Source organism: uncultured Ruminococcus sp. (genome assembly GCF_934476685.1).
GTDB lineage: Bacteria > Bacillota > Clostridia > Oscillospirales > Ruminococcaceae > Hominimerdicola.
On the sequence record NZ_CAKSNX010000008.1, the window covers coordinates 71859 to 98390 of the forward strand.

A 26532-nucleotide genomic window follows, 5' to 3' on the forward strand; every position below is an offset into this window, starting at 1 on the left:
TTATAAAACAAATACCTCAGACAGATCAGCCTGAGGCACATTAACATCAGTTCACAAAAGAAACGCAGCATCATCTGCGGTTCAGACAATGGAAATTTATTACATACAAAAGAAAACGAAACAGTAAACTGACCAAATAATTGGATTCATTATTGTCAGCAAAACTGTCAGCAATGGACAGCGTTTATAGACATTTAGTAACTTAAAAAAATTGTACTCGGTTTCTTCCGAGCGCAAAATGAGAAGTTCGGACAGCAGACAGCGAGCTTGTCGAGCGTAGCGAACTGAGCCGTCCGCCCGAGGACACTGGCATAAAATTAAAAGACCGAACAGCCGACAGCGAGCTTGCGAGCGTAGCGTGTCGGCCCGTCCGGCCTTAGAATCTGGAGCTGCTAACCGGGCTTGAACCGGTGACCTCGTCCTTACCAAGGACGTGCTCTACCTACTGAGCCATAGCAGCACTCAACAGTAATATATTATACACTATTTTCACCGCTTTGTCAATAGCTTTTTTGCTATTTTAGTTTTTTTGCTATTTTCTTTCCACAAAAAATGCACCGAGCCTGTCCTGTGCGAACAAAGCCCTGTGCATTTCATACTTACATTCTTACATTAATTTTGTTGTCAGTCTATCTGCCAGCTGTTAAGATAGTTCTTCTGATCGTCAGTCAGCTTGTCTATCTCAAGTCCCCAGAATTTCAGCTTGCGGTTAGCTACCTCGCTGTCTATCTCCTCAGGGACATAAATTACTCTCTCGCCGTCCGCAGATTCAGCAAGCTTTTCCCTGTTGTTTGCAAGGTATGCCGCAGACAAAGCCTGTATAGCAAATGACATATCCATTATCTCCGCAGGATGTCCGTCGCCTGCCGCAAGATTTACCAGTCTGCCCTCGCCGATAACATAAAGCCATCTGCCGTTTGAAAGCTTGTAACCGTCAATGTTGTTTCTTGCAAGCTTGCTCTCAACGGCTATCTTTTTAAGTCCTGCAACATCAACTTCACAGTCAAAATGTCCCGCATTGCAGAGTATTGCGCCGTCCTTCATATTCATAAACGACTTCTCTGTGATAACGTCCTTGCAGCCTGTTACTGTTACAAAGAAATCTCCGACCTTTGCTGCCTCTTCCATTTTCATTACCTTGAAACCGTCCATTACAGCCTCCATAGCCTTTATCGGGTCTACTTCGGTTATGATAACGCTTGCGCCAAGTCCCTTTGCTCTCATTGCAACACCCTTGCCGCACCAGCCGTAGCCTGCAACGACCACATTTTTGCCTGCAACGATAAGGTTCGTCGTTCTGTTGATCCCGTCCCATACAGACTGACCTGTGCCGTATCTGTTGTCAAAAAGATACTTGCATTTTGCGTTGTTTACAAGCATCATAGGGAATTTCAGCTGACCTTCCTTGTTCATTGCGATAAGTCTGATTATGCCGGTGGTGGTTTCCTCACAGCCGCCGATAACGTTAGGGATAAGCTCAGGATACTCGTTGTGGATAAGGTTTACAAGGTCTCCGCCATCGTCGATTATAATGTTCGGACCTACCTTTACGACCTCGGAAATGTGCTTGTGATACTCCTCCGCAGTTGCGCCGTGCCATGCAAAAACATTAAGTCCGTCATGAACAAGACCTGCCGCAACATCGTCCTGAGTTGACAGCGGGTTGCTGCCTGTGATGTACATTTCAGCACCGCCTGCCGCAAGCACCTTGCAGAGGTACGCAGTCTTAGCCTCAAGATGTATGGAAAGTGCGACCTTCAGTCCCTTAAAAGGCATATCACGCTTAAAATCTTCCTCAATACTTCTGAGCAGGGACATATTCTGTCTTACCCATTCAATTTTTCTTTTGCCGCTTTCCCAGAGGCTCTCGTCACGAATTTCGCTCATTTTATCAATTCCTTTCAGTTTCAGATGAATAATTACCTTTAGAAATATTATAACCTAAATACAGATTTTTTGCAAGCATTTTTTACTTAGCCTTATAAGCCATATTTACATATGTTCAGAAAAGCTGAACCGCAGCGCTTACAAAAAGGCAGAACAGCCGAAACTGCTCTGCCGCATTTGTATAAATAAGTAAAAAAGATCAGATGATATCATCTTCCTGATTAGGAATGTTGAGCTGCTTTTTAGGTACTCTCTTTATAGGATCGTATACCCACTTTTTGCAGCTGTAATCAGCGTCAACAAGTCCCTGCTTTTCACAAAGCACCTTGTTACCCTCTTTTGAACGATTTCCGAACAAACAATAAGAACATGATGGCGATATCTTGTTGCCGAAATAACTCTTTTTTGCCATAATATATGCAACTCCTTTGCAAAATAGAATAATCTTTATTTGCTTATATTATATCATAATTGTTTAGAAATTACTAGACTTTTCTTAAAATTAAGCAAGAAAATCATTAATAATAGACAGATTGAAGGCACAAAATTGTTGAATTTGACTAATTCTTTAGTGCTTGTAACGGCAGCCAAGGTCTGCGGAACAAAAAACGTTTTCAAAGCCATGCACACCGCCGCAGAGATCACGGCGCAGACCGGTCTTGACAGCACAAGATATTTCATATTTATGCTCCCACTGCCCATGGCGGCAGCCTGTACCAGCACACATATCCCCCCGAAAGAACACACCGCCGCACAGCATGGCAGCAGCGAATATGGTGTGCCGTCAAGCTGAGAAATAAAGGAAATTTCCATACATGATCTTATCATCACCAGTGCATTTTCGGATATTCCTGTAAATTTCACAAGCATCTCAAACGCTCCTGCCGCCTCCGCAAGAGATATCAGAGCCGAACAAAATACTATCATAAGGCATATCATCATCATAGATCGTCCTGCCGAGGTAACGGAATCTATCAAGATCTCAGCAGAAAATTCGGTTTTATTTTTCTGAACTTTATATTTAGGCTTGAATATCCTGCATACCACACAGCCCACAAGAAAGTTTGCTGAAAGGACTGATATAAAAATAAGCATACCTGCCCTTGTATCGCCGAAAACTGCAAGTCCTATCGTTCCGCTGAAAAAGGCAGGCCCTCCGCAGTAGCAGAACGCTGAGAGTGCGTTTGCAGTCCGGGAGTCTATATCTCTCCTGTTTTTCAGGTCAGCAATCAGCTTTATCCCCACAGGATAGCCTGCAACGCTGCTTATAATGAACACATAGAACAGCTGTGCAGGCATACCCATTATTTTTGCGAATATCAAAAACGGCTTTGAAACTGCCGCTCCTGCACCGCTTTTAAGAAGTATCTGCGACAGAGCCATAAATGCAAAAAGCGAAGGTATGATGACATTCATACAGCGTTCAGCCGCCTCTGTGACGGCTGTTTTCACCTCTGATGAATATATGACCGACAGCAGACAGCAGGCTGATGTAAGAATTATACAGACAGCCGCAGATAACTTTTCCGACCTTTTTTCCATAGCTTATCCTCCCGAAAAATTTTCACTACATTCTCTGTGAAATGTATATGCCGAGATGTTCTCTAATATAATTTATTAAACTTGCAAACCGCCTAGGCGGAAAATTATCCTATAAGGGAGGACAAGATCGTTGAATACATCAGAAAAGGTAAAAAAGCCGAAGAAATTCCCTCTGCTGAGCTTTTTCGGACTTACCAAGGAGCTGCTTTACTTACAGTCATACATACGCATATCGGACAACTCATCTGCTTTGGTGGAAAACTGCAAGCAGATATGCGACTGCACAGATGTCTGCGTTCGGGTCTTAACAGGCTCTTTTGAGGTGGAGATATGGGGGGCAGGGCTTAGTCTTTCAAACTATTCCGAGCAGTGTGTAAGGATAAACGGCACGATCGAACAGGTCAAACTGACTTCAAGAAGAGTGAGGGAAAGAGAGCAATGATCTTCAGCAGCGTTGATTATGAAGTAAGGGGAAATCTTGTGCGGCTGTACAAGGCGGTCATAAAATACAGGATACCTGCAAGGGGAATGCTTGAAAAGGACGGCATACTCACAATGCGGCTTTCCCACGAATACTGTTTCAGATTTGAATGTGTCTGCGGCGAGATAGGCTGCGAATTTGTGCGGACTGGAGAACATGGTCTGCTGAAATTTTGCCGAATGGCTGCAAAACGTCCCGGGATAATTGCAGGAATAGCAGTTTCCGCCGCTCTTGCGGTATATTTTTCAAATGTTGTGGTGCGCTTTGAAGTGCTGACGGAGGACGAGGCGGTGAAGTCGAAAATAATGACAGTCCTCAGCGACGAGGGCATTACCGCAGGCACATATATCCCCGACATAAATTACACAGTTGCGGAACGTGCGCTGAAAAAACACGTCGAGGAGATATGCTGGGCAGGAATATCCCGTGACGGGAACACTCTCATAATAGATGTTATAGACAACATTCCTGCGCCGAAAGGCTTTAAAACAAGGCTGCCCTGCAACCTTATAGCCTGCGAGGACGGCGTTATAGAAAAGCTGGACATACTTGACGGACAAGTACGTCTGTGCGTTGGCAGCGGCGTTACAAAGGGAGATATAATCGTCAGCGGCGAGGTCGTCACAGTTACCTCCGACTGGACCAGCGGAAAGGAAATCGTCACCACAGACATTGACTACACCCGCAGCATAGGCAAGGTTTACGGCACTTTTGAGCGTGTAATGGTCTTTGAACAGCCTTTTGAACAGCGCACCGAGGTCAGCACAGGCAGGGAGGAAACTGTAAGATACTTTGATTTTTTCAATGCGGAAGTACCGCTTTTTTCAAAGATGCCCGACGGATATTTCAAAAACAGCGACAAGGTATATTCCCCGAAAATATTTGGTATGACCGTTCCCATTGCGGTAAGGGAGCGAAAACTTTCGGAATATGATTTTAAAACGAAGATACTTTCCGAAGATGAGGCGAAAGCGCTTGCAGGCGAGCAGGCATACCGCTATGAGCAAAACTTTCTGAAAGACTATGAGATCAAAGACCGCCAATGCAAGACGGAAGTCACAGACAGCGGTGTGAAACAGACCGTAACATACACCCTCTACGGAGTGATGAGCAAGGAGTCTGAATTTTTTATCCCGAAACAGTTAGAAGAACAACAGGTCGAAGAGCCTTGATATACTGTACAAAAAAACCGACAGTTCTGTTTAACCAGTTCTGTCGGTGATTTATTTATAAGCTTATGTTATTTCGCTGCGCCGTCAGAGCCAAGATCTCTGCCGTCGATATTCACGTTTTTGAGCATCATGCCCGAACCGTCAAAGTAGTAGTCCTTTCCGTCAATGGTCCTCCAGCCTGTAACTACCTTGCCCGATTTGTTGTTATAATATCTCTGACCGTTCCAGCTTATCCAGCCTTCTTTAAGATAGCCGTCCTCGCCGAAATTATAGTAGTCGGAGTCGATATACACAGGACCTCTGACAGCCACGCCGTTCTGGAGGAAGTACCTCTTTCCGTCAACCGTTGTCCAGCCTTTCTGAAGTTCGCCGTTGTCGGAGAAGTAGTATGTGAACTCGCCGATAGTACACCAGCCTGCCGCTGCTCCGCCGTCCTCACCGAAGTAGTAGGTCTTTGTTCCGCAGGTTACCCAGCGGTTCTGCTCTGCACCGTTTCTTGTGAGATAGTATATACCTGTATCGTCGCCGTAAAGACCGAGCTTCATCACGCCGTCCTTATCGAAATAATACTTCTTATCCTCGATAGTCTGCCAGCCGACCTCTGCGATACCCTCTTCATCGAAGTAATATGTTTTGCCCTTTTCGGTAACGAACTCGGACTTCACCCATTCGCCGTCCTTGTTCTTTGCTCTGATAACGCCGTCAAGCTTGATAACACCCTCAGACTGTGAGCCGTCGCTGGAGAATGTATAGCTCTTCTCATCGCCGTTATCGTCTGTATACTTGAAATCTCCTACGCAGGCAGCACCCGTTATGCCGAAATTATATGTTTCGCCGTCAATAGTCTGCCAGCCCGTGGATTTTTCACCTGTACGCTCGTCAAAGTGGAAGATATATCCGTTTATTTTCAGCCAGCCGTAAGCCTGCGTATGGTCGCTGTAAAAATAATACTCGCTCAGCACATCTGAGCCGAATTTTTCATAGACCTCACGCTGAAATCTCTCCATAGTGCCGCTCTCATACTTATCGGCAAGCTCCTCGTAAGCGTCCCTGTCCTTTTCTTTCAGCTTATCCTTTTCCTCATCGCTCATTTTTTCGTACTTGTTGAGCTTTTTGATCTCGTCCTTAAATGTTTTCACTGAGGACGGAACTTTCTCTTCAATAGTCGTCCAGCCGTAGGCAGCCTGATGAGTGTCGGGGTAGAAATAATACTGATCTCCGTCAAACTCCTCCCAGCCTGACGCTACAACGCCGCCTCTGCCGAAATAGTAAAGGTTGCCGTCTATGGTCTGCCAGCCGCTTTCAAGGCGGTATTTTTTGTTGAAATAGTAATAATCGTCCTTTATCTTCTCAAATCCGACAGCCGCCTCGCCCGTCTTTTTAAGGTAATATTTATTCGGCGACTCCTCATACCAACCTGTGGTCATAACGCCGTCGTCCTCAAAATGGTAACGCTTGCCGTCTATATCCTTCCAGCCACGGACCATTTCGCTGTTTTTATCAAAATAATATGTCTTATCCTCGATAACAGTAAATCCCTGAGCGCAGGCACCTGTCTTTTCGTCGCAGTAATAATACTTCTTATCCTGTTTCATCCAGCCTCTGTGTACTGCGCCGTTTTCTGTGAAGTAATACTTTGTGCCGTCTATGACCTGCCAGTCGGTAGCCATTTTTCCGTCATCACCGAAATAGTAGATATTATCATCTATCTCCACAAATCCCTTCGCCATTTCACCGTCAGCAAGGAAGTAATACTGCACACCGCTGATATTCGCCCAGCCTGTTATCTGTCTGCCGTTTTCATCAAAATAGGAATTGCCTGTAAAGCCTGAATCAGGGAAACCGTGATCGTCAAAGTAATACTCATCACCGTTTATCTCGCAAAGACCTGTTCTGAAAATTCCCGACTCGTCTGAAAAATAATATTTTTCGCCCTTGATCTTTATCGTTCCACGCTGGATAACTCCGTCCTTGCCCACATAATATGTATCGCCTCTGAACTTATGCCAGCCTTTGCTTTCAGTTATTCCGTTGTCGTCAAAGAGGTAACACACGTTGTCGATTATCTGATAACCTGTGGCACGCTCCCCTGTTTCCTTTAAAATATAGTAAGTCCCGTCTGCATGGGTATGCCAGCCGGCGGCATAGTAAGAGCCGTAGTACAGATATCCTCCGAAGCCTGCGCCGATCATAACTGTACACAAGGCTGCGGCAGCCGCATTATTCTTTCTTCTGCGGGCAGCTATTCTGGCTGTTCTGTTTATAACGCCTATATTTTCCGGATTTTCAACACTCATAAAAGATATTGTCCTCTTTCCCAATTTTCACAATTTTCCAAATAATACATTCGTTCAGACAGCTTTTTACCGTCTGAAAATTCATTTTACACAAAGTTATTATAGCACAGTTTTTCATTCAATGCAACCATTTTCACAAAACTTCTGCCTTCTGGCGCATCATTTCATCTTGCTGTCACATAAGCCCGAAAGATACGTCTGCGGTATCTCCCCCACGATAATGCTTTCGGAGATAAGTATGCTCCGCTCAGCCGACACAGCTTTCGTCCGCACAGGCAGAACGGCTTTCATATCCGCTGTTATATCCAGATAAAGGCTGAATTTGGTCTGATTTACGCCTGCGCTTTCAAAGCTGCTGCGTATCTTGCTTTTCACCGAACCCAAAAGGTCTATCCTTACATCAAGCTCAGGACCTCTTCCCGAAAGATAAGCTATGCCCGTGAGCGTTCCCACAGGTATCTCGGTTTTTACATTTCCGCCCTCTGAAAAGCTTTCGTTGACGGCTGTTATTATATCATTCTGCAATGAGTTCACCTTTGCGGAATTTATCTCAGCCGAAATTATCCGCCCGTCATTGCCGTAGGATATATCTAGGAAATCATTCTCACCGCTCTTTTCAAGTATATCCTGCGCCGCCTGTGATATTATCCTGTTTGCTTTTTCCTGACAGGCGAAAGAACTTATCTCCCCCATATGTATTTTCAGCTGCGACAATATATACACACCGCACAGAACCATGACCGCCGCCCCGCAAAGCAGCGCATACGACATTCTGCATTTCACCGACGCTTTATGTACGCTCATTTCATCACCCCGAATTATAATACTCATATCGGGGCAAAAAAGTTAAAAAGGCGGTCAGTTATTTAAAACCGACCGCCCGAAAGCTTGTATTCTTTTTTCAGAAATTACTTTGCCTTTACGGCATCTCTTGCCTTGTTTACGATGTTTTTTGCGCAAAGACCAAACTCCTTGAGGAGGTCAACAGCAGGACCTGAATGACCGAACTCGTCATTTACGCCGATCTTTACCATCTTTGCAGGATAGTTCTCAGCCAGAACGTCAGCAACCGCAGAACCAAGTCCGCCGATAACGCTGTGTTCCTCAACTGTAAGGATAAGACCTGTTTTCTTTGCAGCGTTGATGATGATATCCTTGTCGATAGGCTTGATAGTATGGATATTTATTACCATAGCGTCGATGCCCTCGGCAGAAAGTGCCTTAGCAGCCTCGATAGCCTCTGATACCATAAGACCTGTTGCGATGATAGCGATATCCTTGCCATCTCTCAGCTGTATTCCCTTGCCAAGCTCAAACTTGTATGTTGCAGGATCGTTGAATACAGGAGCGGCAAGTCTGCCGAATCTCATATAAACAGGACCGTTGTGGAGGATAGCAGCCTCAACGGCAGCTCTTGCTTCAACATCGTCAGCAGGGTTGATGATAGTCATACCCGGGATAGTTCTCATAAGAGCGATATCCTCGTTGCACTGATGAGTTGCGCCGTCCTCACCTACTGAGATACCTGCGTGAGTTGCGCCGATCTTTACATTAAGATGTGGGTAGCCGATAGAGTTCCTTACCTGCTCGAAAGCTCTTCCGGCAGCGAACATAGCGAATGTTGATGCGAAAGGTATCTTTCCTGTTGCGGCAAGTCCTGCGGCAACGCCCATCATATTTGACTCTGCGATACCGCAGTCAAAAAATCTGTCAGGAAACTTCTTCTTGAAAATGCCTGTCTTTGTTGCAGCGGCAAGGTCAGCGTCGAGGACATAGAGATTTTCATACTTATCTCCAAGCTCTGCAAGCGCATTGCCGTAGCTTTCTCTTGTAGCGATCTTTTTAACGTCAGCCATTTATTAACCCTCCAATTCTTCAAGACGTGCTGAAACTTCAGCAACAGCCTGTGCATACTGCTCAGCATTAGGTGCAGAGCCGTGCCATGAAACGTTATTTTCCATAAATGAAACGCCCTTGCCCTTTACGCTCTTCATAACGATGACAACAGGCTGATCTGCAACTGTTTCTGCCTCGTTGAAAGCGGCTTCAAGGGAATCAAAATCGTGAGCGTCGGCTTCGATCACGTGCCAGCCGAAAGCCTTGAACTTGTCAACGATCGGATATGGTGACATTACGTCCTCTATCTTACCGTCGATCTGAAGTCCGTTATTATCGACAACAGCTACGAGGTTGTCAAGCTTGTAGTGAGCGGCGAACATTGCAGCCTCCCATACCTGACCTTCTTCGATCTCGCCGTCGCCGAGAACTGTATATACCTTATAAGTGTCGTTTGATACCTTTGCTGAAAGAGCCATTCCGCAGGCAACCGAGATACCCTGTCCCAGTGAGCCTGATGACATATCAACACCAGGGATATGGATACATGGGTGACCCTGAAGAAGAGCGCCGATGTGTCTTAAGCTCTTAAGCTCGTCCTTTGAAAAATATCCTTTTTCAGCCAGAACTGAGTAAAGTGCAGGAGCGGTATGTCCCTTTGAAAGAACAAGTCTGTCCCTCTGCGGCTCGTCAGGCTTATCAGGGTAAACATTCATTTTTGCAAAATAGAGATATGTCATAAGATCAGCTATTGAAAGCGATCCGCCCGGATGTCCCGACTTTGCGTTGAACACTCCTTCGAGTATTCCAAGACGTACCTTACATGCTGTGATCTCAAGCTGTTTTTTTAATGTAGCGTCCATACAAAAAACCTCCCAAAATTATTTTTCTGCTTCACTAAAAATATGATCTATAACTGCCGCAATAAAGTCCTCCTCGCAGGATTCATCAAAGACTATATCGGCAATTTTTTTAACATCATCTGCTGCATTTGACGGGCAGACAGCCACGTCAGCAGCCTGAAGAAGTTCAATATCGTTATTATAATCCCCTGCTGCAACGAAGGTATGATCCTCCATATGGCAAGCCTTTCTCAGCTCGCCCAGCGCTGTTCCCTTAGAGATGTTCTGCGGCAGTATCTCAAAATACTCAAGACTTGAACGGACAAAATCCACGCCTGTATAGCCTTTTTTTGCCACATAGTCCATAAGGCTCTCCATATTCTCAGGCTTGACCGCAAACAGCACCTTATACCAGTTCGGATCGTCTATCTCGTCAACGGAACATTCCACAGGCGTTACCTTGCATATCTGATTGTGGACTCTCTCCATTTCGGTCATGGCAGGCACATAGACATTGCTTACCGTCAGCACTTCACAGCCTACGCCCTCATTGTCCCTCAGTATCTCCTTGACTATCTCTCTGACGAACTGCGGCAGGAAAACGTCATATATCTGTTCCTTGGTGTAAATATCATACACCATTCCGCCGTTGGACATAATGATAGGGCAGTTGACCTTGACCATATCGAAATACTGATTTGCCGCCTGTATCGCTCTGCCTGTGGCAATGGAAAACTTTCCGCCTGCGTCCTCGAAACGCTTTACTGCGTCAAGGCATTTCCTGCTCGGAACTTTGCTTGCAGGAAGAAACGTTCCGTCCATATCAGTTATAAGAACGACCTTTTTTATATCCTCAAACATAGTTTATCCTTTCCTCAGCCTGTTCAGCACAGCGGTAAAATACTGCGGCAGCTCGCTGTCGAACTCCATATATTCCTCCGTTTCGGGATGCACAAAGCCTATCTTCTTTGCGTGGAGGCACTGCCCCTCCAGTCCCTTGAACGGCTTGCCGTAGACATCATCACCGAGAACAGGGTGTCCGATATATGCCGAATGTACTCTTATCTGATGAGTTCTGCCCGTTTCAAGGCGGAATTTCACCAGTGAATACTGACCGAACTCCTCCAACACCTCATAATGGGTCACAGCCTCTTTGGAGTTGAGCTGAGTTACACACATTTTCTTGCGGTCATACTTGCTCCTGCCAATGGGAGCGTTTATCGTACCGCTCTTTTCTTTCAACCTGCCCGTGAGTATCGCCTGATACTCCCTTGTAAAGCTGTGTTCCTTTATCTGCTGAGCAAGGCAGTTATGAGCCTTATCCGTTTTAGCCACCATAAGCAGTCCGCTTGTCTGCTTATCTATCCTGTGAACTATTCCCGGACGTATCACGCCGTTGATAGACGACAGCCTGCCGTCGCAGTGATACAGCAGAGCGTTCACAAGCGTTCCGTCGGGATTTCCCGCCGCAGGGTGTACTACCATACCTTTCGGCTTGTTCACCACCAGCAGCGAATCGTCCTCATAAACAATATCCACAGGTATATCCTGCGGTCTGACATCAAGCACCTCAGGGTCAGGTATAGTCACATCGACCACATCGCCGCTGCGCAGCTTGTAATTCTTATCCGCAGGCTTTCCGCCCACAAGCACAGAACCTGCCGTGATAAGCTTCTGTATTCCCGAACGTGTCAGTCCGTCAAGCTGAGCCGCAAGGAACTTATCGACTCTCTCGCCCTTATGTTCGTCATTTACTTCATATCGGCAGTTATTCATCTGACTGCGTATTCTCCTTGCTTTTCTCAGACTTTTCAGCCTTTGCCTTTTTTGCGTCCGAAATTATTATCGACAGGCAGAACGTCACTGCCCCGACCACGACGCAGATATCCGCAAAGTTGAATATAGGGAAATTCACAGGCTCGAACTTTATATAGTCGATGACCTCGTGAAGTCTTATCCTGTCGATAAGGTTTCCCACACCGCCTGCTATTATAAGCGCTATTGAAATAAGTTCAAGCTTTGGACCCCTGCGTATCCTGTACATATAGACAAGTCCCAGTACGCACACAACTATCGGCAGCGCAATGAGGAACCATGTCTTGCCCTCCATCATACTCCACGCAGCACCTGCGTTTCGTATATGCGTCAGGCTGAATATCTTCGTGTCACCGAACTTTATCACTTCGATAACATCATAAAGCTTTATGCTGCTGTTCACGGCGAACTTTATTATCTGATCTATCACGATCAGCGCCGCTGCCAGCACGATACTGAAAACAAACATTTTACCCCTGTCCTGCGGAGCATATCCGCATTTACTGACAAAACAGGACAATACCGCACAAAGCCGTCAGACGGTCTTGCACGGTGCAGCCATATCAGTTATTTTTTCCGAATTTAAGATCGTTGAAAGAAGTCTTAGGGATCACCGGCTCGAATGAACCTGTGTTGAGTACCTTGTCGATATCTGCCTGATCTTCAGCCGGCTCAGCAGCTGTTTCCTCGGCAGGCTCTTCAGCGGCATACTCTTCCTCAGCAGGAGCTTCCTCCTCAGCCTCAGGCATTTCTACCTTTTCTACCTCTTCAACATACTCAGCAGCCTCGTCCTCGTAATATTCCTCAGACTCTTCTGCGCTGTTTTCATACTCCTCAAGCTCTTCAGCTGAAAGTGTCGGCAGCTGCATGATAAGCTTGATCTGCTCATTGTAAAGACCAGTCAGATTGCTCTTGAAGTATGTAACCTCTGCTCTGAGTTCGTCATAAGCAGCCTTTTCATCATTATAAGCCTCTCTGAGAGCAGTGATCTTACGCTCTGTGATCTCGGTGTTCTCCTTGATGAGCTGAGCGCATCTTTCCTTATGCTCTCTTACGATCTTCTCGCATTCAGCGGCACTCTGCTCAGCAAGCTTCATCTGCTCGCTCTTAGCGCTTTCGATCATATCCTTAGCCTTTGCCTTAGCTTCAGCAAGGATCTTGTTAGCTTCCTTCTGTGCAGAAACGAGAGCCATCTTGATAGCGTCCTCGTCCTCACGGTACTCATTGATCTTCTCAACGAGCTTGATTATCTTGTCCTCGCTCTCCTGATTTGCAGAAAGCGCATTGGCGTAGTCCGCAGCGACCTCTGAAAGGAATGCGTCTACGTCGGACTGGCTGTAACCATTCTTTGTAGTTTCAAAAGTCTTGCTTTTTATACTGCTTGGTTTTATCATTATAATAGCCTCCTATATATATTTACAAACTGTTATATGCAAACGTTCTTTTCTTGACTCACCGTTTACAGACTGAAAAAGGAACTTTCCACGTCCTCTTACCGAGAACTTGTCGCCCTCCTGCACAGCCCTGCTGGGAGAATCCACTCTGAGATGATTTATCTCAGCATTTCCGCCTTTTATCGCCGCAGCCGCTTTCTCCCTCGATATGCCCAATGCAAGAGCGGCAACGCAGTCAAATCTCAGTGATGCGACCGTACCGTTTATCTCTTTCATCTGTATCTCAGGAACAAGAGTGCTGTCATATCCCTCAGAGCAGCTTACGCCGACCCTGCCTATCTTCTGCACAGAAGCTACCTCCTGCGCTACGGAACTTCTTATGAACACAGCTGTTTTCCCGCTGCCCACAAGAATATCCCCCACAGAATCCCTTGAGATATTCAAAGCCATAAAAGAACCTAAAAAATCCCTGTGTGTGAGCCTGTCCCCGCTGCGGTAGCTGAATGTCAGCGCAGTTATGGGGAAATCTTCATTTTCAGCATCGCTGTACGGTGGGTGTACGCAAAGCACACACCTCTCAGCATTTTCATATCCGCCCCACAGCCTGTACCTGTCGCAGCATACAGACGCAAGCGCCTTCCTGCACAGATCAGCCTGTCTTTCGTCGAGAAAAGCCGAAAATTTCGTGATATATTTTTCCTCCGAGATCTCCGCCCAGTCAACGACCTTTGAGAGCAGTATCCTGTCGTCATCGGTCAGATCAGGCAAAAATGAGAACCTCTTCGGAGAATTTTCTTTTTTCATTACGGTATTTATCAGAAGCTGTAACCGTTATTTTCAAGCTCAGTCATAAGATCCTTGCCGTCGAACTTAACGTTGCGGGCCATGATAGCGAATGTTTTCTGAGCCATCATCTTGATCTGTGCGTCGTTTGCATATGCAACACCGCTGAGGAAGTCAAGTATTCTCTTGGCATCATCGCTCTTTACCATCTCAAGGTTAAGGATAACTGTTTTCATAGCGTTGATATCGTCGCCTATCTCCTTTACCTCTGAGAAATCAACAGGACGTGCAAGCACGATCTGCAAAGTCTGTGTTTCTTCTACGTTCATCTGACGTTCACTCTCCTGATAATCGTTGTATGAAGAGGAGCTGTTTGAAATATTGCTTCTCTTCTCGCTGTAATTTTCTCTGTATGAGCTGTTTGAATAGTCAGCGGAAGTCCTGCTGTACTCTTCACCGGCAGGTTTCTGCTGAACAGACTCCCTGCTGCTCTCGTAGCTGCTCTCATAGTGAGGCTGGAATTCGATCTGATCTGAATCGTCCTCGCCTATAAAGAGATTTTTGATCCCTTTCATTATGCCCATGGTACTAACCCTCCAAATAATTTCTTGCTCCGAAAAGACGTGTTCCTATCCTTATGAGATTTGAGCCGTGCTTGATAGCCATTTCATAATCCCCCGACATACCCATAGAGAGTATATCCATAGAAACATTTGACGCCGATCCCTCTGCGCTGTACTTTTCCTTTACATTCAGAAAGATCCCGTTCATTTTTTCAAAGATGTCCTCACCGCAGCCGGCAGGCGGGATAGCCATAAGCCCTTTGACTGCAATATTTTTCATCTGTGATATCTCATATATCAGCTCGTCCAGCATCTGTGTGCTGACGCCGCTCTTGCTCTGCTCATCACCTATATTGATCTCAACAAGGATATCCATTACCTTGTTGTTCTTAGCCGCAAGCCTGTTTATCTCATTGGCAAGCTTCACGCTGTCTACCGACTGGATAAGCGTCACGTCATTTATGATATATTTGACCTTATTGGTTTGCAGATGTCCAATAAATTGTACTTCCGCCGTTTTGTCGTACAAGTCCTTCTTTGAAAGGAACTCCTGCACCTTGTTCTCACCAAGCAGGGTAAATCCGTTTGCCACGGCAAAATTCACCTTGTCGGCAGGCACAGTTTTAGTTACCGCCATTATGTCAAGCTTTTCGCCGGGCTTTCTGTATTTCGCCATAGCGTTTTCAGCCTTATATCTTATTTCCTTTATATTTTCCAGAACTTCTGGGTATGCATTAGCCTGCTGCTGACCCTGACTGTTCTGATTTGCTGCTGTCTGACACATCTTTATTTGATACCACCTCTAGCAGAATTTGGTCATACAGAAGAAGATAATTTTCATCAGATGTATTTTCCGAAAGCACATAATCGTCCCCTTCGTAAATAACATTTATCTTCTTGAATGAAATATCCTTGCCCAGCATTACATAAACGCCCTTTTCGCCGTTCTGAAAACGTATGGCGCTTCTCGGAACTTTTATGCCCTGATACTCGTCGAATATGAGCTTCGCCGACAGCACTCTCGAATCCACAAGGTTCTCATCAAGCCTGTCGCAGGAAAGCACCACGAGCATCTTGTCCTCATTATCTCCGCACACCTTCACAGTTTCCACATCTGCGTCATAGACATTTTTGGAAGTGTTGAGCATTATCGAAAGGCTTGCGTCTTCCGTTATTCTCGGATCATAGTCGACCACGCCCGCTATCTTGCAGGTATAGCTGTCGAACATTTTTCCTATAACGTTGTCCGCAGGTTCAGCTCCGCCCTTTATAACGTCCTCGATATCCTGCGGTGTAAGCTTGTCCGTTTCATCGGCAGAAAGCTTATCCTCATATCCGTCCGCATAGGAAACGAAATATCCCGTTTTTGACGCCTTTATAACGTCGTCGGGAGAACCCGCCTCATTTTCAAGCTCCTGCTTTTTCTGCTGGAGCTGGCTTATCTTTTCGTTATAGCTCGTTTCCGTACCCGTAACTATATTATATATATTCATAGCCAGTTCAAGCTGCGATTTTACATCGGCAAGCTCTGAATAATCTCCGTCAGTCACATTATCAAGCAGCTCGTTATACTTGCTGTCTATTCTGGTGATAAGTGTTTCCGGCTCAACATAGTTGGTAGTTCCGGGGTTCTGCGCTCTTTCAAGCTGTTCTATCTGCTGGTCTATAAGAGCTATCTTATTTTTCGCCGAAATATCCTCCTCCGAGGAATACACCTCGGCAATGGTGTTATTCACCGAAACCTTGCTGCCGTCGGGATAGGCATAATCCAGCACTCCCCCGCCGTCATAGGTAACGACCTCTTCATCACGGATAACTATACCGCTGAAAACTATATCCTCATTTACCGTAGCAAGCACAGCCTCTTCGGTATCGTGCTTGTCATGCACAAAATAGTACACCTGCGAACAGATAGTCGTTATCATCAGTATCGAAGCCAGAGCCGCAAGTATTTTTACGGTCAGTGAATTCATTCAATTACTTCCTTTAGAAATCGCTGTCGTTTGCAGCGTCGAGAATATTTATCGGTCTTGCAGGAGCAATGGTAGAGATAGCGTGCTTATACACAACGTTCTGCTTGCCCTCGCAGTCGAGGATAACTATATAGCTGTCAAAACCCTTTACTATGCCCTTGAACTGATATCCGTTCATAAGGAACATTGTAACAACGATCTTATCCTTTCTTGCCTGATTCAGGAAAACGTCCTGAAGATTCAAATTCTTGTTCATTATAAAATCATTCCTTTCCGGAACCTGCCTAACCCTTAGATATAAGGCAGAACCATCGGCTCACCGCACCGCCGTAAACAGGCATTATGAGCCATACTTTCAACATCTGACAAAATCAGAAAAATATTTATCACGTTATATTATAGCACATAATTTCCGATTTGGCTACTGTATTTTCAACTTTTTCAATAATTTTTTTCAAATCGTCAAATTTATCTATCTCGACCCATAAAATATTGTCAACTCGCCTAAACCATGTAAGCTGTCTTTTTGCATAGTGACGGGTCTCAAGCTTTATCTTTTCGATACATTCATCAAGTCCGCATTTCCCCTCAAAATAAGGGATAAGCTCCTTATATCCTATCGCCTGCGCAGCCGTTGCAAGTCCGCCGTTTTCCCAGACCTCCCTGCATTCCTCCACAAGACCTTTTTCAGCCATTATATCCACACGCTTGTTTATCCTGTCATAAAGATACTGTCTGTCCGAGGCGGTAAGACCTATGATACAGCAGTCATATGGCGAACTTTCACGTCTGCTGTTCACCTTATGCTGTGAAAGGGGTGTACCTGTAAGCTCATATACCTCCAGCGCACGGATAACTCTCGGAAGATTGTTTTCATGCACCTTCTCAGCAGTTTCGGGGTCACATTCCCTCAGTCTGAGCCAAAGAGCGTGATTACCCTTTTCTTTTGCCTCATTTTCAAGCCTTGACCTTATCTCAGGGTCGCTGCCCGTATCGTCAAATATCACATTGTCAATAAGCGAGCTTATATAAAGTCCCGTTCCGCCGCATATTATAGGCAGTTTTCCTCTTGCGTAAATGTCACGGACAGTCTTTCCTGCAAGTGAAACATAGTCCGCTACGCTGAAACTTTCCCCTCTGTCAAGGAAATCTATAAGGTGATGAGGAACTCCCAGCTTTTCGCTTTCCTCAGGTTTTGCCGTAGCGATATCAAGTCCCTTGTATATCTGCATAGAATCCGCCGAAACCACCTCTCCGCCATGCTTTTTTGCATATGCGGCAGCAAGTGCGGTTTTCCCCGACGCAGTAGGACCTGCTATGACCAGCAATGGTATTCTTTCTGTCTGCGGCAAAATATCACCTCTTTTACAATACTCTTCTGAACTGTTTTTCTATGTCCTTTTTGGACAGCGTTATAAGCACAGGTCTGCCGTGAGGGCAGTATCTTATATTCTCATTTCCGTACACCATATTGAGCAATGCCTGCAGCTCCAGCGTACTTGTATCATCATTCGCCTTTATCGCCGCTTTGCAGGCTATGGAATGATATAGGTCGTCAAATATCTCCAGCTGCGGATCATGCTTTGACTCGATAAAATTCTTTGCAAGCTCCGTCACGATATCCGTAGGGTTCTCGTCATTAAGGATTATCGGAACGCCCTTTACAGCCACCGTCGGCGCAACGTCAGGCTCTATCTCAAACCCCAGCGTTCTTATCTTATCGAGGTTTGCCGACAAAGCGTCAAACTCGTCATAAGACAGCAGGACCATAACAGGTTCGAGCAGCATCTGCGTTTCAAGCTCTTCCGCATTATTCTTTATACGCTCAAAAATACATCTTTCGTGCGCTGCGTGCTTGTCCATAAGCAGCATCTCGTCCCCTGCCTGCGCCACGACATAGGTCTTGAAAAGCTCACCCACAACTATGGGCTTAGGCTTTTCGGGTTCTTTTCTTACCTCTCTGACAACAGACTTTTTCGCAAAGCTTTTCTGATCTATGAAATGGAAGTCGCCTTCGCCGTCCTTTTCGGGTTCTTCGGGGAGCGGTATCTCGTTGACTATCCTGTTTATCTCCTCGACCGTCAGCTTTTCGGGAACTTTTTTCTGCGGCACTTCTGCCTGCTCGGTCTTTGGGGCAGTATTCTCTTCCGCCGTCTTTTCAAGGCTTGCAAGGAAAGCGTCCTCCCCCGACTTCTTTTCCTCCTCCGTAACAGGCACTACCTTTACCGTGGAAACAGGCGGAACATACTCCTTCCTCTGGGGCGGTACATCCGGCGCAGGTATCTCCTCCGCCGCTTTGCGCACCTCTTCCTGCTTAGCAATATTCACCTCTGCGGCAGGCGGCAAACTATCCGAAATTTTGGACACATTCTCCGTATCGAACTGCATCTGAACGCTTTTATCTTCTTTCGGGATATCGTAAAGCTCTCTGTCCGTAAAATTCCTTGCAGGCTTTTCAAGCTGCATTTCATTAGGTCTGTCATTTTTCAGCAGCGAATTTTTCACAGCGAAATAAACAGCCTCATGTATAAGCTTTTCGTCCGAGAACCTGACCTCTATCTTGGTCGGGTGGACGTTTACATCTATCGTGTTGGGCGGAATGTCGATATACAGCACACACGCAGGAAATTTTCCAACCATTATGCTGTTCCTGTACGCCTCTTCAAGAGCGGCGGCGCAAACTTTTGATTTGACATAGCGCTTGTTTACAAAGAAATTCTGAAATTTTCTGTTTGGCTTTGAGGAAAGCGGCTTTACTGTATATCCGCTTATGTGGATATTTTTCCACTCATGATCAACGCTGATAAGGGAATTTGCAAACTCTCTTCCATAAACCGAATATATGGCGGAATACATTTTTCCGTCCCCTGCCGTAAGTATCTCTACCTTATTATCCCTAACAAATTTAAAGGATATCTCAGGGTGCGATACCGTAAGCTTTGTTACAAGGTCAGCCACATGGTTTCCCTCTGAGCTGTCCTTTTTCAGAAATTTAAGCCGTGCAGGCACATTATAGAAAATATCTCTGACCACAAAAGTCGTGCCGTCAGGACAGCCGCACTGTTCACAGCATTTCTCCTGTGCGCCCTCTATAACGTAATGAGTGCCGTAATCGTCCTCAAGACGTTTCGTAAGCACGTCCACCTTTGCCACTGCGCATATGGACGCAAGCGCCTCACCTCTGAATCCCAGCGTCATAATGCTGTCGAGGTCACGCTTTACAGCTATCTTACTGGTGGCATGGCGCAGAAAAGCAACAGGCAGATCATCGGGAGCGATCCCCTTTCCGTTATCCGTAACACGCATATATGTACGTCCGCCGTTTTTTATCTCAACGGTGATAACGTTAGCGCCTGCGTCTATTGCGTTTTCCAGAAGCTCCTTTATTATGGAGGCAGGGCGGTCTATTACCTCGCCTGCGGCGATGAGCTCAGAAACCTCCTTGCTTAAAACTCTTATTTCTGACATTTTCCGTTCCTTTTCTATGCTTGCTCTGAATATGCATCAGAAGTCCGCAAGCAACAGACCTCCGATTTCCGCCGACAGCGGTTTCTCAGCAGAGATCACACATATCTCAGCAGATCCTTCACAAATTCTCTCAGCTCTGTATCGTTCATTTCATCTATATTTGTTTTTCTAAGCTTGTCCGTAACTATGCCGTCGCTTATCTTTTCAAATGATATCTGACTTTCGTCTGCATTTTTAACGGCAAGCTTTGCCTTCTCATTCTCCTGCTCGAACTGTGTAAGAAGTGATTTCGCCCTCGATATTATCTTCGGCGGCAGACCTGCGAGCTTTGCTACCTCGATTCCGTAGCTTTCGTCAACTCCGCCCCTTACTATCTTTCTGAGGAACTTTATGCTGTCCCCCTGACGTTTTACCGCAACGGAATAATTTATAACTCCGTCCAGCTCGTCCTCCAGACATATAAGCTCATGATAATGGGTAGCAAAAAGCGTTTTGCAGCCCAGTGATCTTGATGTCGAGATATACTCCGACACCGCCCTTGCAATAGAAATTCCGTCAAAGGTCGATGTACCTCTTCCCACCTCATCAAGTATAACAAGGCTGTTCTTTGTTGCGTGTTTCACGATATCCGCAACCTCGCTCATCTCCACCATAAAAGTGGACTGTCCTGCGGTAAGGTCATCAGACGCACCTATTCTTGTGAATATCTGATCCACAACCGATATCTTTGCATACTCCGCAGGCACGAAACAGCCTATCTGCGCCATAAGAGTAATAAGAGCGACCTGACGCATATATGTTGATTTACCCGACATATTCGGTCCCGTTATAACTGACATTCTGTTTCCTGCAAGGTCAAGGTAGGTATCGTTCGGCACAAAGACCTCGTCCTTCTGCATAAGCTCCACCACAGGGTGTCTGCCGTTTTTGATGTCGATTATGCCGTCAATGGCTATCTCAGGTTTTGTATAGTTGTACTTTACCGCCGCAGACGCAAATGAACAAAGCACGTCCACCACAGCCACAGCCTCAGCCGTTTTCTGCACAAGCCTAAGCTGAGTTGCTATAAAGTCACGGACCTCTGTAAATATCTCCTGCTCCAGTGAGATTATCTTATCGCTTGCACCGAGTATCGTATTCTCCGCAACTTTAAGTTCATCGGTAATAAATCTCTCGCAGTTCGCAAGGGTCTGCTTTCTGATATAGTTGTCAGGAATGAGGTCATAATATGACTTTGTGACCTCTATATAATAGCCGAAAACTCTGTTATATCCGATCTTAAGATTTTTTATGCCCGTCTTTTCACGTTCACGGTTCTCTATATCCTCGATTATGCCCTTTCCGCCTGAGATGATGTTTCTCAGACCGTCAAGCTGCTCGTTGAAGCCGTCTTTTATCACTCCGCCGTCCTTCACGTTCACAGGCGGCTCGTCAACTATGGCATTTTCGATAAGGTTAGACACAGCGTCAAGGGTCGATATATCCGAATTGCACTGGGTAAGGAGCTTTGCTGTAAAATCGTCCAGTATCCCCTTTATTTCAGGAAGTTTCAATGCTGTTATCGACAGCGATTTCAGATCCCTCGGACTTGCGGTTTTGTACATTACCCTTGTCATAAGTCTTTCGAGGTCGTATATGCCGCCGAGTATCTCTTTAAGTTCACCCAGCTGCACAGGGTTCTGAGTAAGCTGTTCCACAGCATTGAGCCTGTCGATTATTCTCGCAGGCTTTATGAGCGGCTGTTCGAGCCACGATTTGAGCATACGCTTGCCCATTGAAGTGCCTGTATTATCCAGTACCCACAGCAGCGAACCTTTTTTCTCCTTATTTCTGAGAGTTTCGGTCAGCTCAAGATTTCTTCTCGCAGTAAATCCGATAGTCATTATCGGGTCTGCGTCGTGCTTTGTTATCTGAGAAAAACGTCCGACAAGAGCCTTCTGCGTATCATGTATATAGGCAAAAAGACCGCAGACAGCATACGCACTTACACTTTCGGGGTCTACACCGATAGATTCAAGGCTGTTTGCGGAAAACTGTTTAAGCACTTCCTCTGTGTGTATAAGAGGAGAGAAATCCTTTTCGTCCAGCAGCTGAACGCTGGTTTTAAGCTTTTCTCTTACAAAGCCCGATATTTCCTTATTGGAAAGCACAGCGTCATTGATAAGTATTTCCGACGGTGAAAATCTCGAAAGCTCGTTTATGGCTGCGCTTGCCGTATCCTTTCCTGAGAACTCAAACAAATGCACCTCGCCCGTTGATATATCGGCAAGACACATTGCGCTTTTCTGAGGCTGCATATAAAATGCACAGATGTAGTTGTTTGAGGTTTCATCAAGCATACTGCTTTCTATAAGCGTTCCCGGTGTAACGACTCTTATTACCTCTCTCGGAACTATGCCCTTGCATTTTGCAGGGTCCATAGTCTGCTCGCAGATAGCCACCATATAGCCTTTTTCGATAAGCCTTTTCAGATAAACGTCACAGGCATGATGAGGAACGCCGCACATAGGCGCACGTTCCTCAAGACCGCAGTCCCTGCCTGTAAGAGTAAGCTCAAGTTCTCTTGACGCAGTAACTGCGTCATCGAAAAACATTTCGTAAAAGTCGCCCAGTCGGTAGAAAAGTATATGGTTCTTATACTTTTTCTTCACCTCGAAATACTGTTTCATCATAGGCGAAAGTTTTGAAAAGTCAATGCTGTTTATATCCACTTAAGCTCACTCCAATACACGTTGATAAATTATTTTCAGATAAAAATTAGTGACATCCGCCGCATGATCCGCAGTTTCCACCGCAGCTGTGCGGTGCTTCCGCAGGGCAGGTCTCAGGATCTTCGCCGTTAGCTGACATCGAGATTATATAGTTTACAGAACCGAGGAGAGCGTCCATCTCAGCCTTAGCCTCGTTGAAAGCTACCATCTTAGGCATAGCCATTATCTCATCATAAAGTTCCTTGATCTCTGTATCGAGGCTTGTCATCTTGTCTGCGTCCTTATCAGGCTTCTGCATCTCGATGCTGAGAGCAGAACGGAGCTGATTGAACTTGCCGATAGCGTTCTGGATCTCTGTATCTGTATCATTGTCTGTGCAAGCCTGCATATACTTCTTATATCTTTCGTCTTCCTGGATAGCCTTTCCAAGTTCTCTTGTCTTTTCAATAACGTTCATAATTTAAAACTCCTTCAGGTTATTTTTGCGGTTTTCCGCTTTATTCTTCAACAAGTTCGCCCTCCAAAGCCCAGTTCATAGCCTTTGTTATGCGCACCTGTATGAATTCGCCGATATATTTTTTATCTGCCTTGAACTCAACGATGATATTCTCATCGGTTTTTCCCGTCAGATAGTCGGAAGATGTTCTTCCCTCGCCTTCTGCCAGTACAGTAACTGTTCTGCCCACAAAGCGTCCGAACCATTCAAAAGATATCTCCCTCTGCTCCAGCAGCAGCTCTCTGAGCCACAGACCTTTCTGCTTATCCGAGATATGATCTTCCATTTCGGCAGCCTTTGTGCCGCTTCTTCTTGAATACACGAACGAGTAGATATTATCATACTTTACCCGTTTTATAAGCTCCTTAGTTTCGCAGAACTCCTCATAGCTTTCGCCGGGGAATCCCACTATAAGGTCGGTAGTAAAAGAAAATTCAGGATCACGCTGTCTTGCGTAATTGATTATCTCCATATACTTTTCAACGGTATATCTTCTGTTCATCAGTTTAAGTATCCTGTCGCTGCCTGCCTGAACAGGAAGGTGCAGATGTGTACAAACCTTATCGCAGTCGATTATAGCGTCGATAAGCTCCTTAGTAGCGTCCTTCGGGTGGCTGGACATAAATCTTATTCTGAAATTTCCGTCCAGCTTATTTATCTCCCTGAGCAGCTGCGGAAAGCCGTAGCTGTACGAATTGACGTTCTGTCCCAGCAGGGTTATCTCCTTATATCCGCTGTCAACGAGTTTCTTTACTTCCTCGATAACGGACTCAGGCTTTCTGCTGCGTTCACGTCCTCTGACGTAAGGAACTATGCAGTATGTACAAAAATTATTGCAGCCGTACATTATAGGGACGAAAGCTCTCAGCTTATCATCTCTGAGCTGCACGAAATCCTCGTCGATATCAATATGATTTTCCGTCTGATTAAAAATACGCTTATGCTTTGAGATTATCTCCCACAGCATAGAATAGAGGTCGTTATATGCAAATGTACCGAAAACGAGGTCTACCTGTCTGTAAGCTGACTTTATCTTTTCAGCGACGTGCTTTTGCTGAGCCATACAGCCGCATATACCGATAACAAGCTCCCTGTTATTTTCTTTAAGCTTTTTCATATTACCGATATTGCCGAACACTCTGTCCTCAGCATTCTCACGGACGGCGCAGGTATTGAGCAATATAAGCTGAGCCTCATCGGTATTATCCGTAAAGTCATATCCTATCTGAGCAAGTCTGCCCTTAATTTTTTCGCCGTCGCTGACATTCTGCTGGCAGCCGTACGAATGTATAAAAGCCAGCGGCGGCTGTCCATGGACGGTCTTATAATCCTGCGCCCATTTAACAAGATTTTCTCTTGCAGCCTCGCCGTCGGCGGCACATTTATCAACAGTCAGGTTAATTTTATCCGACATCAAAATCCTCATTTCAGTTATATAAAATCAATTTTTTCAGCAGACATCCACCAAATCTGCATTCTATTTTATTATATATCTTTTCCCCATCTTTGTCAATAGGTCCTAAGGCCGGACGGGCCAGTTCGGGACGCTCGGCAAGCTCGCTGTCTGCGGTGCGGACTTCTCATTTCGTGCTCGGAAGAAACGGAGATATGGCTTTTACTGAAACAGGGTTTGATGAGGTCTAATGTGGATTTTTTCTCAATGTTTCCGTAGGGGCGACCTGTGGTCGCCAGTTTACATCAAATCTAACTTTGTTAAGGTCATATATTGGGCTCTTTTAGGTTTGATAAGGTCTTACCTAGATTTTTTAAATTCTGCGGTATGGGCGACCTGTAGTTGCCAGTTTATGCCAAGCCCAACTTTACAAAAGTCATATATTGGTTCATTTCGGTTTGATAAATTCTTACCTCGACTTTTAAAATCCTGCGTATGGGTGACATTGGGTCGCCAGCTCTCACAAACCTTGTATAGAAATTTGGTTAATTACACTTATCTCATACTGAGCGCAATGGCTTTATACATAAAAAACAGACGAAAACCGCATAACAAAGCAGTTCCCGTCTGTTTATCAAAAGTATCATTCAACGCTTGATACGTTCAAAGTTATTCTTCCAATTTTCTGAAATCTACGCTATATTGAATATCTCCCTCGTTATCGCCTGCTGTAAGCGTCTGATAGGAAGAAGAAATAGCAAGGTTTTCTTCTGGAAATTCCCAACGATCGCCATATTCAAAATAAACCTGATATGCCTCATAGCTGCTGTTTATAACGTCCTCGACAGTACCATATACGATATCTGATCTTTTAAAACCTAAATATACTTCCTTTGTATAATAATCATAAGTTTCTTTATCTTCAGTCATTAGGATATCAAAAGCAGCTGGAACAAGATCTGTTGTATAAGAAGAAATATATATGCTATCCACGGTCGGCAGTGGATTATCGCCAGAGTCTTTGCCAAATACATCGATCGGAGTTTTAAGATCATAAATAATCATAGTACAATGCTTATCGTCTGTTATATCAAACTCTGACACACTTCTTGACGAAACATCAACATCGAATTTTTCCAGCATCATTTTTTCAGCATCATCGAGAGTTGGCTGTGCGATAAGCTCCTCTGCGATCGCTTTGATGTCATCAAATGCCATTGTTTGAGCTGCTTCCGTGTCATCTGCGGCTGTGCTTGATTCGTCTGTTTCTTCAACAGCTGACGACTCGTCAGTTGTTTCGCTTTGTACTGCGTCCTCCGACTTGTCGCCGTTATCGGACTTTGCTGTGGTAGTCGTTGTGACCGCCTTGTCTGCCTTGCTTTCAGCACTGCTGTCGTCGGAACTTCCGCAGGCTGCCATTGCTGTGCAAATGCTCAGCGCAAGTGCAAACGCAAGGATTGATTTGATCTTTTTCATATGTTTTTCCTCCAATACATATTTATACAAAAAGGCATAGTATGCCCATATTAAACGAGCATACTATGCCTTAATATACAATATTTAAAATTTATAAATGTAAAGTTATGACATCTGTCTGTCTGTCTGTCTGTCTGTCTGTCTGTCTGTCTGTCTGTCTGTCTGTCTGTCTGTCTGTCTGTCTGTCTGTCTGATTATATGTACACTTCACAGGAATGTCAACCCTCATATTAAAATATTTTTCTAAACAATCTATTAATTGCATTTGCTAGAATTATATCACATATATAGGAAAAAGTCAAGGCTTTTTTAGATTTTTCAAAAACCTTGAAAATTGCAATATAAAATGTCACCAAAGTTCAGAAGGGAGATTTAGTAAAAGTGACGCTTCAAAAGGTGAAAG

The 26532-nt window shown here is 45.2% G+C and carries 24 protein-coding genes and 1 tRNA gene; 2 read left to right on the forward strand and 23 right to left on the reverse strand.

What is annotated here, in order from left to right:
- Positions 1-384: 384 nt before the first annotated feature.
- The 4 genes from Q0E19_RS08845 to Q0E19_RS08860 all read right to left on the reverse strand — a co-directional run bounded on the left by Q0E19_RS08845 (position 385) and on the right by Q0E19_RS08860 (position 3429).
- A tRNA-Thr gene (locus Q0E19_RS08845) sits at positions 385-460 on the reverse strand.
- Between the two features lie 164 nt (positions 461-624).
- Positions 625-1887: an adenosylhomocysteinase gene (locus Q0E19_RS08850; protein ID WP_294409007.1), complete on the reverse strand. Its 1263-nt coding sequence runs from the start codon at positions 1885-1887 to the stop codon at positions 625-627.
- A gap of 199 nt (positions 1888-2086) precedes the next feature.
- A complete protein-coding gene (locus tag Q0E19_RS08855) occupies positions 2087-2299 on the reverse strand; it encodes a hypothetical protein (RefSeq protein ID WP_294409009.1) in 213 nt (70 codons plus the stop codon).
- A 53-nt stretch (positions 2300-2352) separates the two neighbouring features.
- Positions 2353-3429: a nucleoside recognition protein gene (locus tag Q0E19_RS08860; protein ID WP_294409011.1), complete on the reverse strand. Its 1077-nt coding sequence runs from the start codon at positions 3427-3429 to the stop codon at positions 2353-2355.
- A 130-nt stretch (positions 3430-3559) separates the two neighbouring features.
- On the opposite strand from Q0E19_RS08860, the gene Q0E19_RS08865 reads away from it, so the two are divergent.
- Positions 3560-3871 carry a YabP/YqfC family sporulation protein gene (locus Q0E19_RS08865; protein WP_294409014.1) on the forward strand — a complete coding sequence of 104 codons (312 nt, stop codon included), beginning with the start codon at positions 3560-3562 and terminating at the stop codon, positions 3869-3871.
- Complete coding sequence (locus tag Q0E19_RS08870; RefSeq protein WP_294409016.1) at positions 3868-5082, forward strand: sporulation protein YqfD; 1215 nt, start codon at positions 3868-3870, stop codon at positions 5080-5082. Before Q0E19_RS08865 ends, Q0E19_RS08870 begins: the two co-directional genes overlap by 4 nt.
- A gap of 68 nt (positions 5083-5150) precedes the next feature.
- Here Q0E19_RS08870 and Q0E19_RS08875 read toward each other — a convergent pair whose 3' ends face one another.
- From Q0E19_RS08875 to Q0E19_RS08965, 19 genes are all read right to left on the reverse strand, one after another.
- Positions 5151-7379 (reverse strand): cell wall-binding protein, encoded by a 2229-nt coding sequence (locus Q0E19_RS08875; protein ID WP_294409019.1) that lies wholly within the window; start codon positions 7377-7379, stop codon positions 5151-5153.
- Positions 7380-7538: 159 nt separating this feature from the next.
- The gene (yunB, locus tag Q0E19_RS08880; RefSeq protein WP_294409022.1) at positions 7539-8183 is read right to left on the reverse strand and encodes a sporulation protein YunB; all 645 of its coding nucleotides are present in this window, start codon (positions 8181-8183) and stop codon (positions 7539-7541) included.
- A 104-nt stretch (positions 8184-8287) separates the two neighbouring features.
- Complete coding sequence (locus tag Q0E19_RS08885) at positions 8288-9235, reverse strand: transketolase family protein (RefSeq protein WP_294409024.1); 948 nt, start codon at positions 9233-9235, stop codon at positions 8288-8290.
- 3 nt (positions 9236-9238) lie between these two features.
- Positions 9239-10078, reverse strand: a complete 840-nt coding sequence (locus Q0E19_RS08890; RefSeq protein ID WP_294409026.1) for a transketolase — start codon at positions 10076-10078, stop codon at positions 9239-9241.
- Positions 10079-10096: 18 nt separating this feature from the next.
- Entirely contained in the window at positions 10097-10918 is an 822-nt protein-coding gene (locus Q0E19_RS08895; RefSeq protein ID WP_294409028.1) for a Cof-type HAD-IIB family hydrolase, read from the reverse strand.
- 3 nt (positions 10919-10921) lie between these two features.
- A complete protein-coding gene (locus Q0E19_RS08900) occupies positions 10922-11833 on the reverse strand; it encodes an RluA family pseudouridine synthase (RefSeq protein ID WP_294409030.1) in 912 nt (303 codons plus the stop codon).
- The gene (lspA, locus tag Q0E19_RS08905; RefSeq protein WP_294409032.1) at positions 11826-12341 is read right to left on the reverse strand and encodes a signal peptidase II; all 516 of its coding nucleotides are present in this window, start codon (positions 12339-12341) and stop codon (positions 11826-11828) included. Before lspA ends, Q0E19_RS08900 begins: the two co-directional genes overlap by 8 nt.
- 94 nt (positions 12342-12435) lie before the next feature.
- Positions 12436-13266, reverse strand: coding sequence for a DivIVA domain-containing protein (locus Q0E19_RS08910; protein ID WP_294409034.1), 831 nt, complete (start codon positions 13264-13266; stop codon positions 12436-12438).
- 12 nt (positions 13267-13278) lie between these two features.
- Positions 13279-14034 carry a YlmH/Sll1252 family protein gene (locus Q0E19_RS08915; protein WP_294409036.1) on the reverse strand — a complete coding sequence of 252 codons (756 nt, stop codon included), beginning with the start codon at positions 14032-14034 and terminating at the stop codon, positions 13279-13281.
- Positions 14035-14081: 47 nt separating this feature from the next.
- Positions 14082-14633: a cell division protein SepF gene (locus tag Q0E19_RS08920; RefSeq protein ID WP_294409037.1), complete on the reverse strand. Its 552-nt coding sequence runs from the start codon at positions 14631-14633 to the stop codon at positions 14082-14084.
- Positions 14634-14637: 4 nt separating this feature from the next.
- Positions 14638-15396 (reverse strand): YggS family pyridoxal phosphate-dependent enzyme, encoded by a 759-nt coding sequence (locus Q0E19_RS08925; RefSeq protein WP_294409040.1) that lies wholly within the window; start codon positions 15394-15396, stop codon positions 14638-14640.
- Positions 15347-16585 carry an HlyD family efflux transporter periplasmic adaptor subunit gene (locus tag Q0E19_RS08930; protein WP_294409042.1) on the reverse strand — a complete coding sequence of 413 codons (1239 nt, stop codon included), beginning with the start codon at positions 16583-16585 and terminating at the stop codon, positions 15347-15349. Before Q0E19_RS08930 ends, Q0E19_RS08925 begins: the two co-directional genes overlap by 50 nt.
- Positions 16586-16598: 13 nt before the next feature.
- On the reverse strand, positions 16599-16841 hold the full coding sequence (gene hfq, locus Q0E19_RS08935; RefSeq protein ID WP_294409043.1) for an RNA chaperone Hfq: 243 nt from the start codon (positions 16839-16841) through the stop codon (positions 16599-16601).
- Positions 16842-16971: 130 nt separating this feature from the next.
- Positions 16972-17937 (reverse strand): tRNA (adenosine(37)-N6)-dimethylallyltransferase MiaA, encoded by a 966-nt coding sequence (miaA, locus tag Q0E19_RS08940; RefSeq protein WP_294409044.1) that lies wholly within the window; start codon positions 17935-17937, stop codon positions 16972-16974.
- A 13-nt stretch (positions 17938-17950) separates the two neighbouring features.
- The gene (mutL, locus tag Q0E19_RS08945; RefSeq protein WP_294409045.1) at positions 17951-20053 is read right to left on the reverse strand and encodes a DNA mismatch repair endonuclease MutL; all 2103 of its coding nucleotides are present in this window, start codon (positions 20051-20053) and stop codon (positions 17951-17953) included.
- A 95-nt stretch (positions 20054-20148) separates the two neighbouring features.
- A complete protein-coding gene (gene mutS / locus Q0E19_RS08950) occupies positions 20149-22764 on the reverse strand; it encodes a DNA mismatch repair protein MutS (RefSeq protein ID WP_294409046.1) in 2616 nt (871 codons plus the stop codon).
- A gap of 46 nt (positions 22765-22810) precedes the next feature.
- Positions 22811-23221 (reverse strand): YlbF family regulator, encoded by a 411-nt coding sequence (locus tag Q0E19_RS08955; protein ID WP_294409048.1) that lies wholly within the window; start codon positions 23219-23221, stop codon positions 22811-22813.
- A gap of 40 nt (positions 23222-23261) precedes the next feature.
- Positions 23262-24674, reverse strand: a complete 1413-nt coding sequence (miaB, locus tag Q0E19_RS08960) for a tRNA (N6-isopentenyl adenosine(37)-C2)-methylthiotransferase MiaB (protein WP_294409051.1) — start codon at positions 24672-24674, stop codon at positions 23262-23264.
- Positions 24675-25322: 648 nt separating this feature from the next.
- A complete protein-coding gene (locus Q0E19_RS08965; RefSeq protein ID WP_294409052.1) occupies positions 25323-26129 on the reverse strand; it encodes a hypothetical protein in 807 nt (268 codons plus the stop codon).
- Positions 26130-26532: the final 403 nt, after the last annotated feature.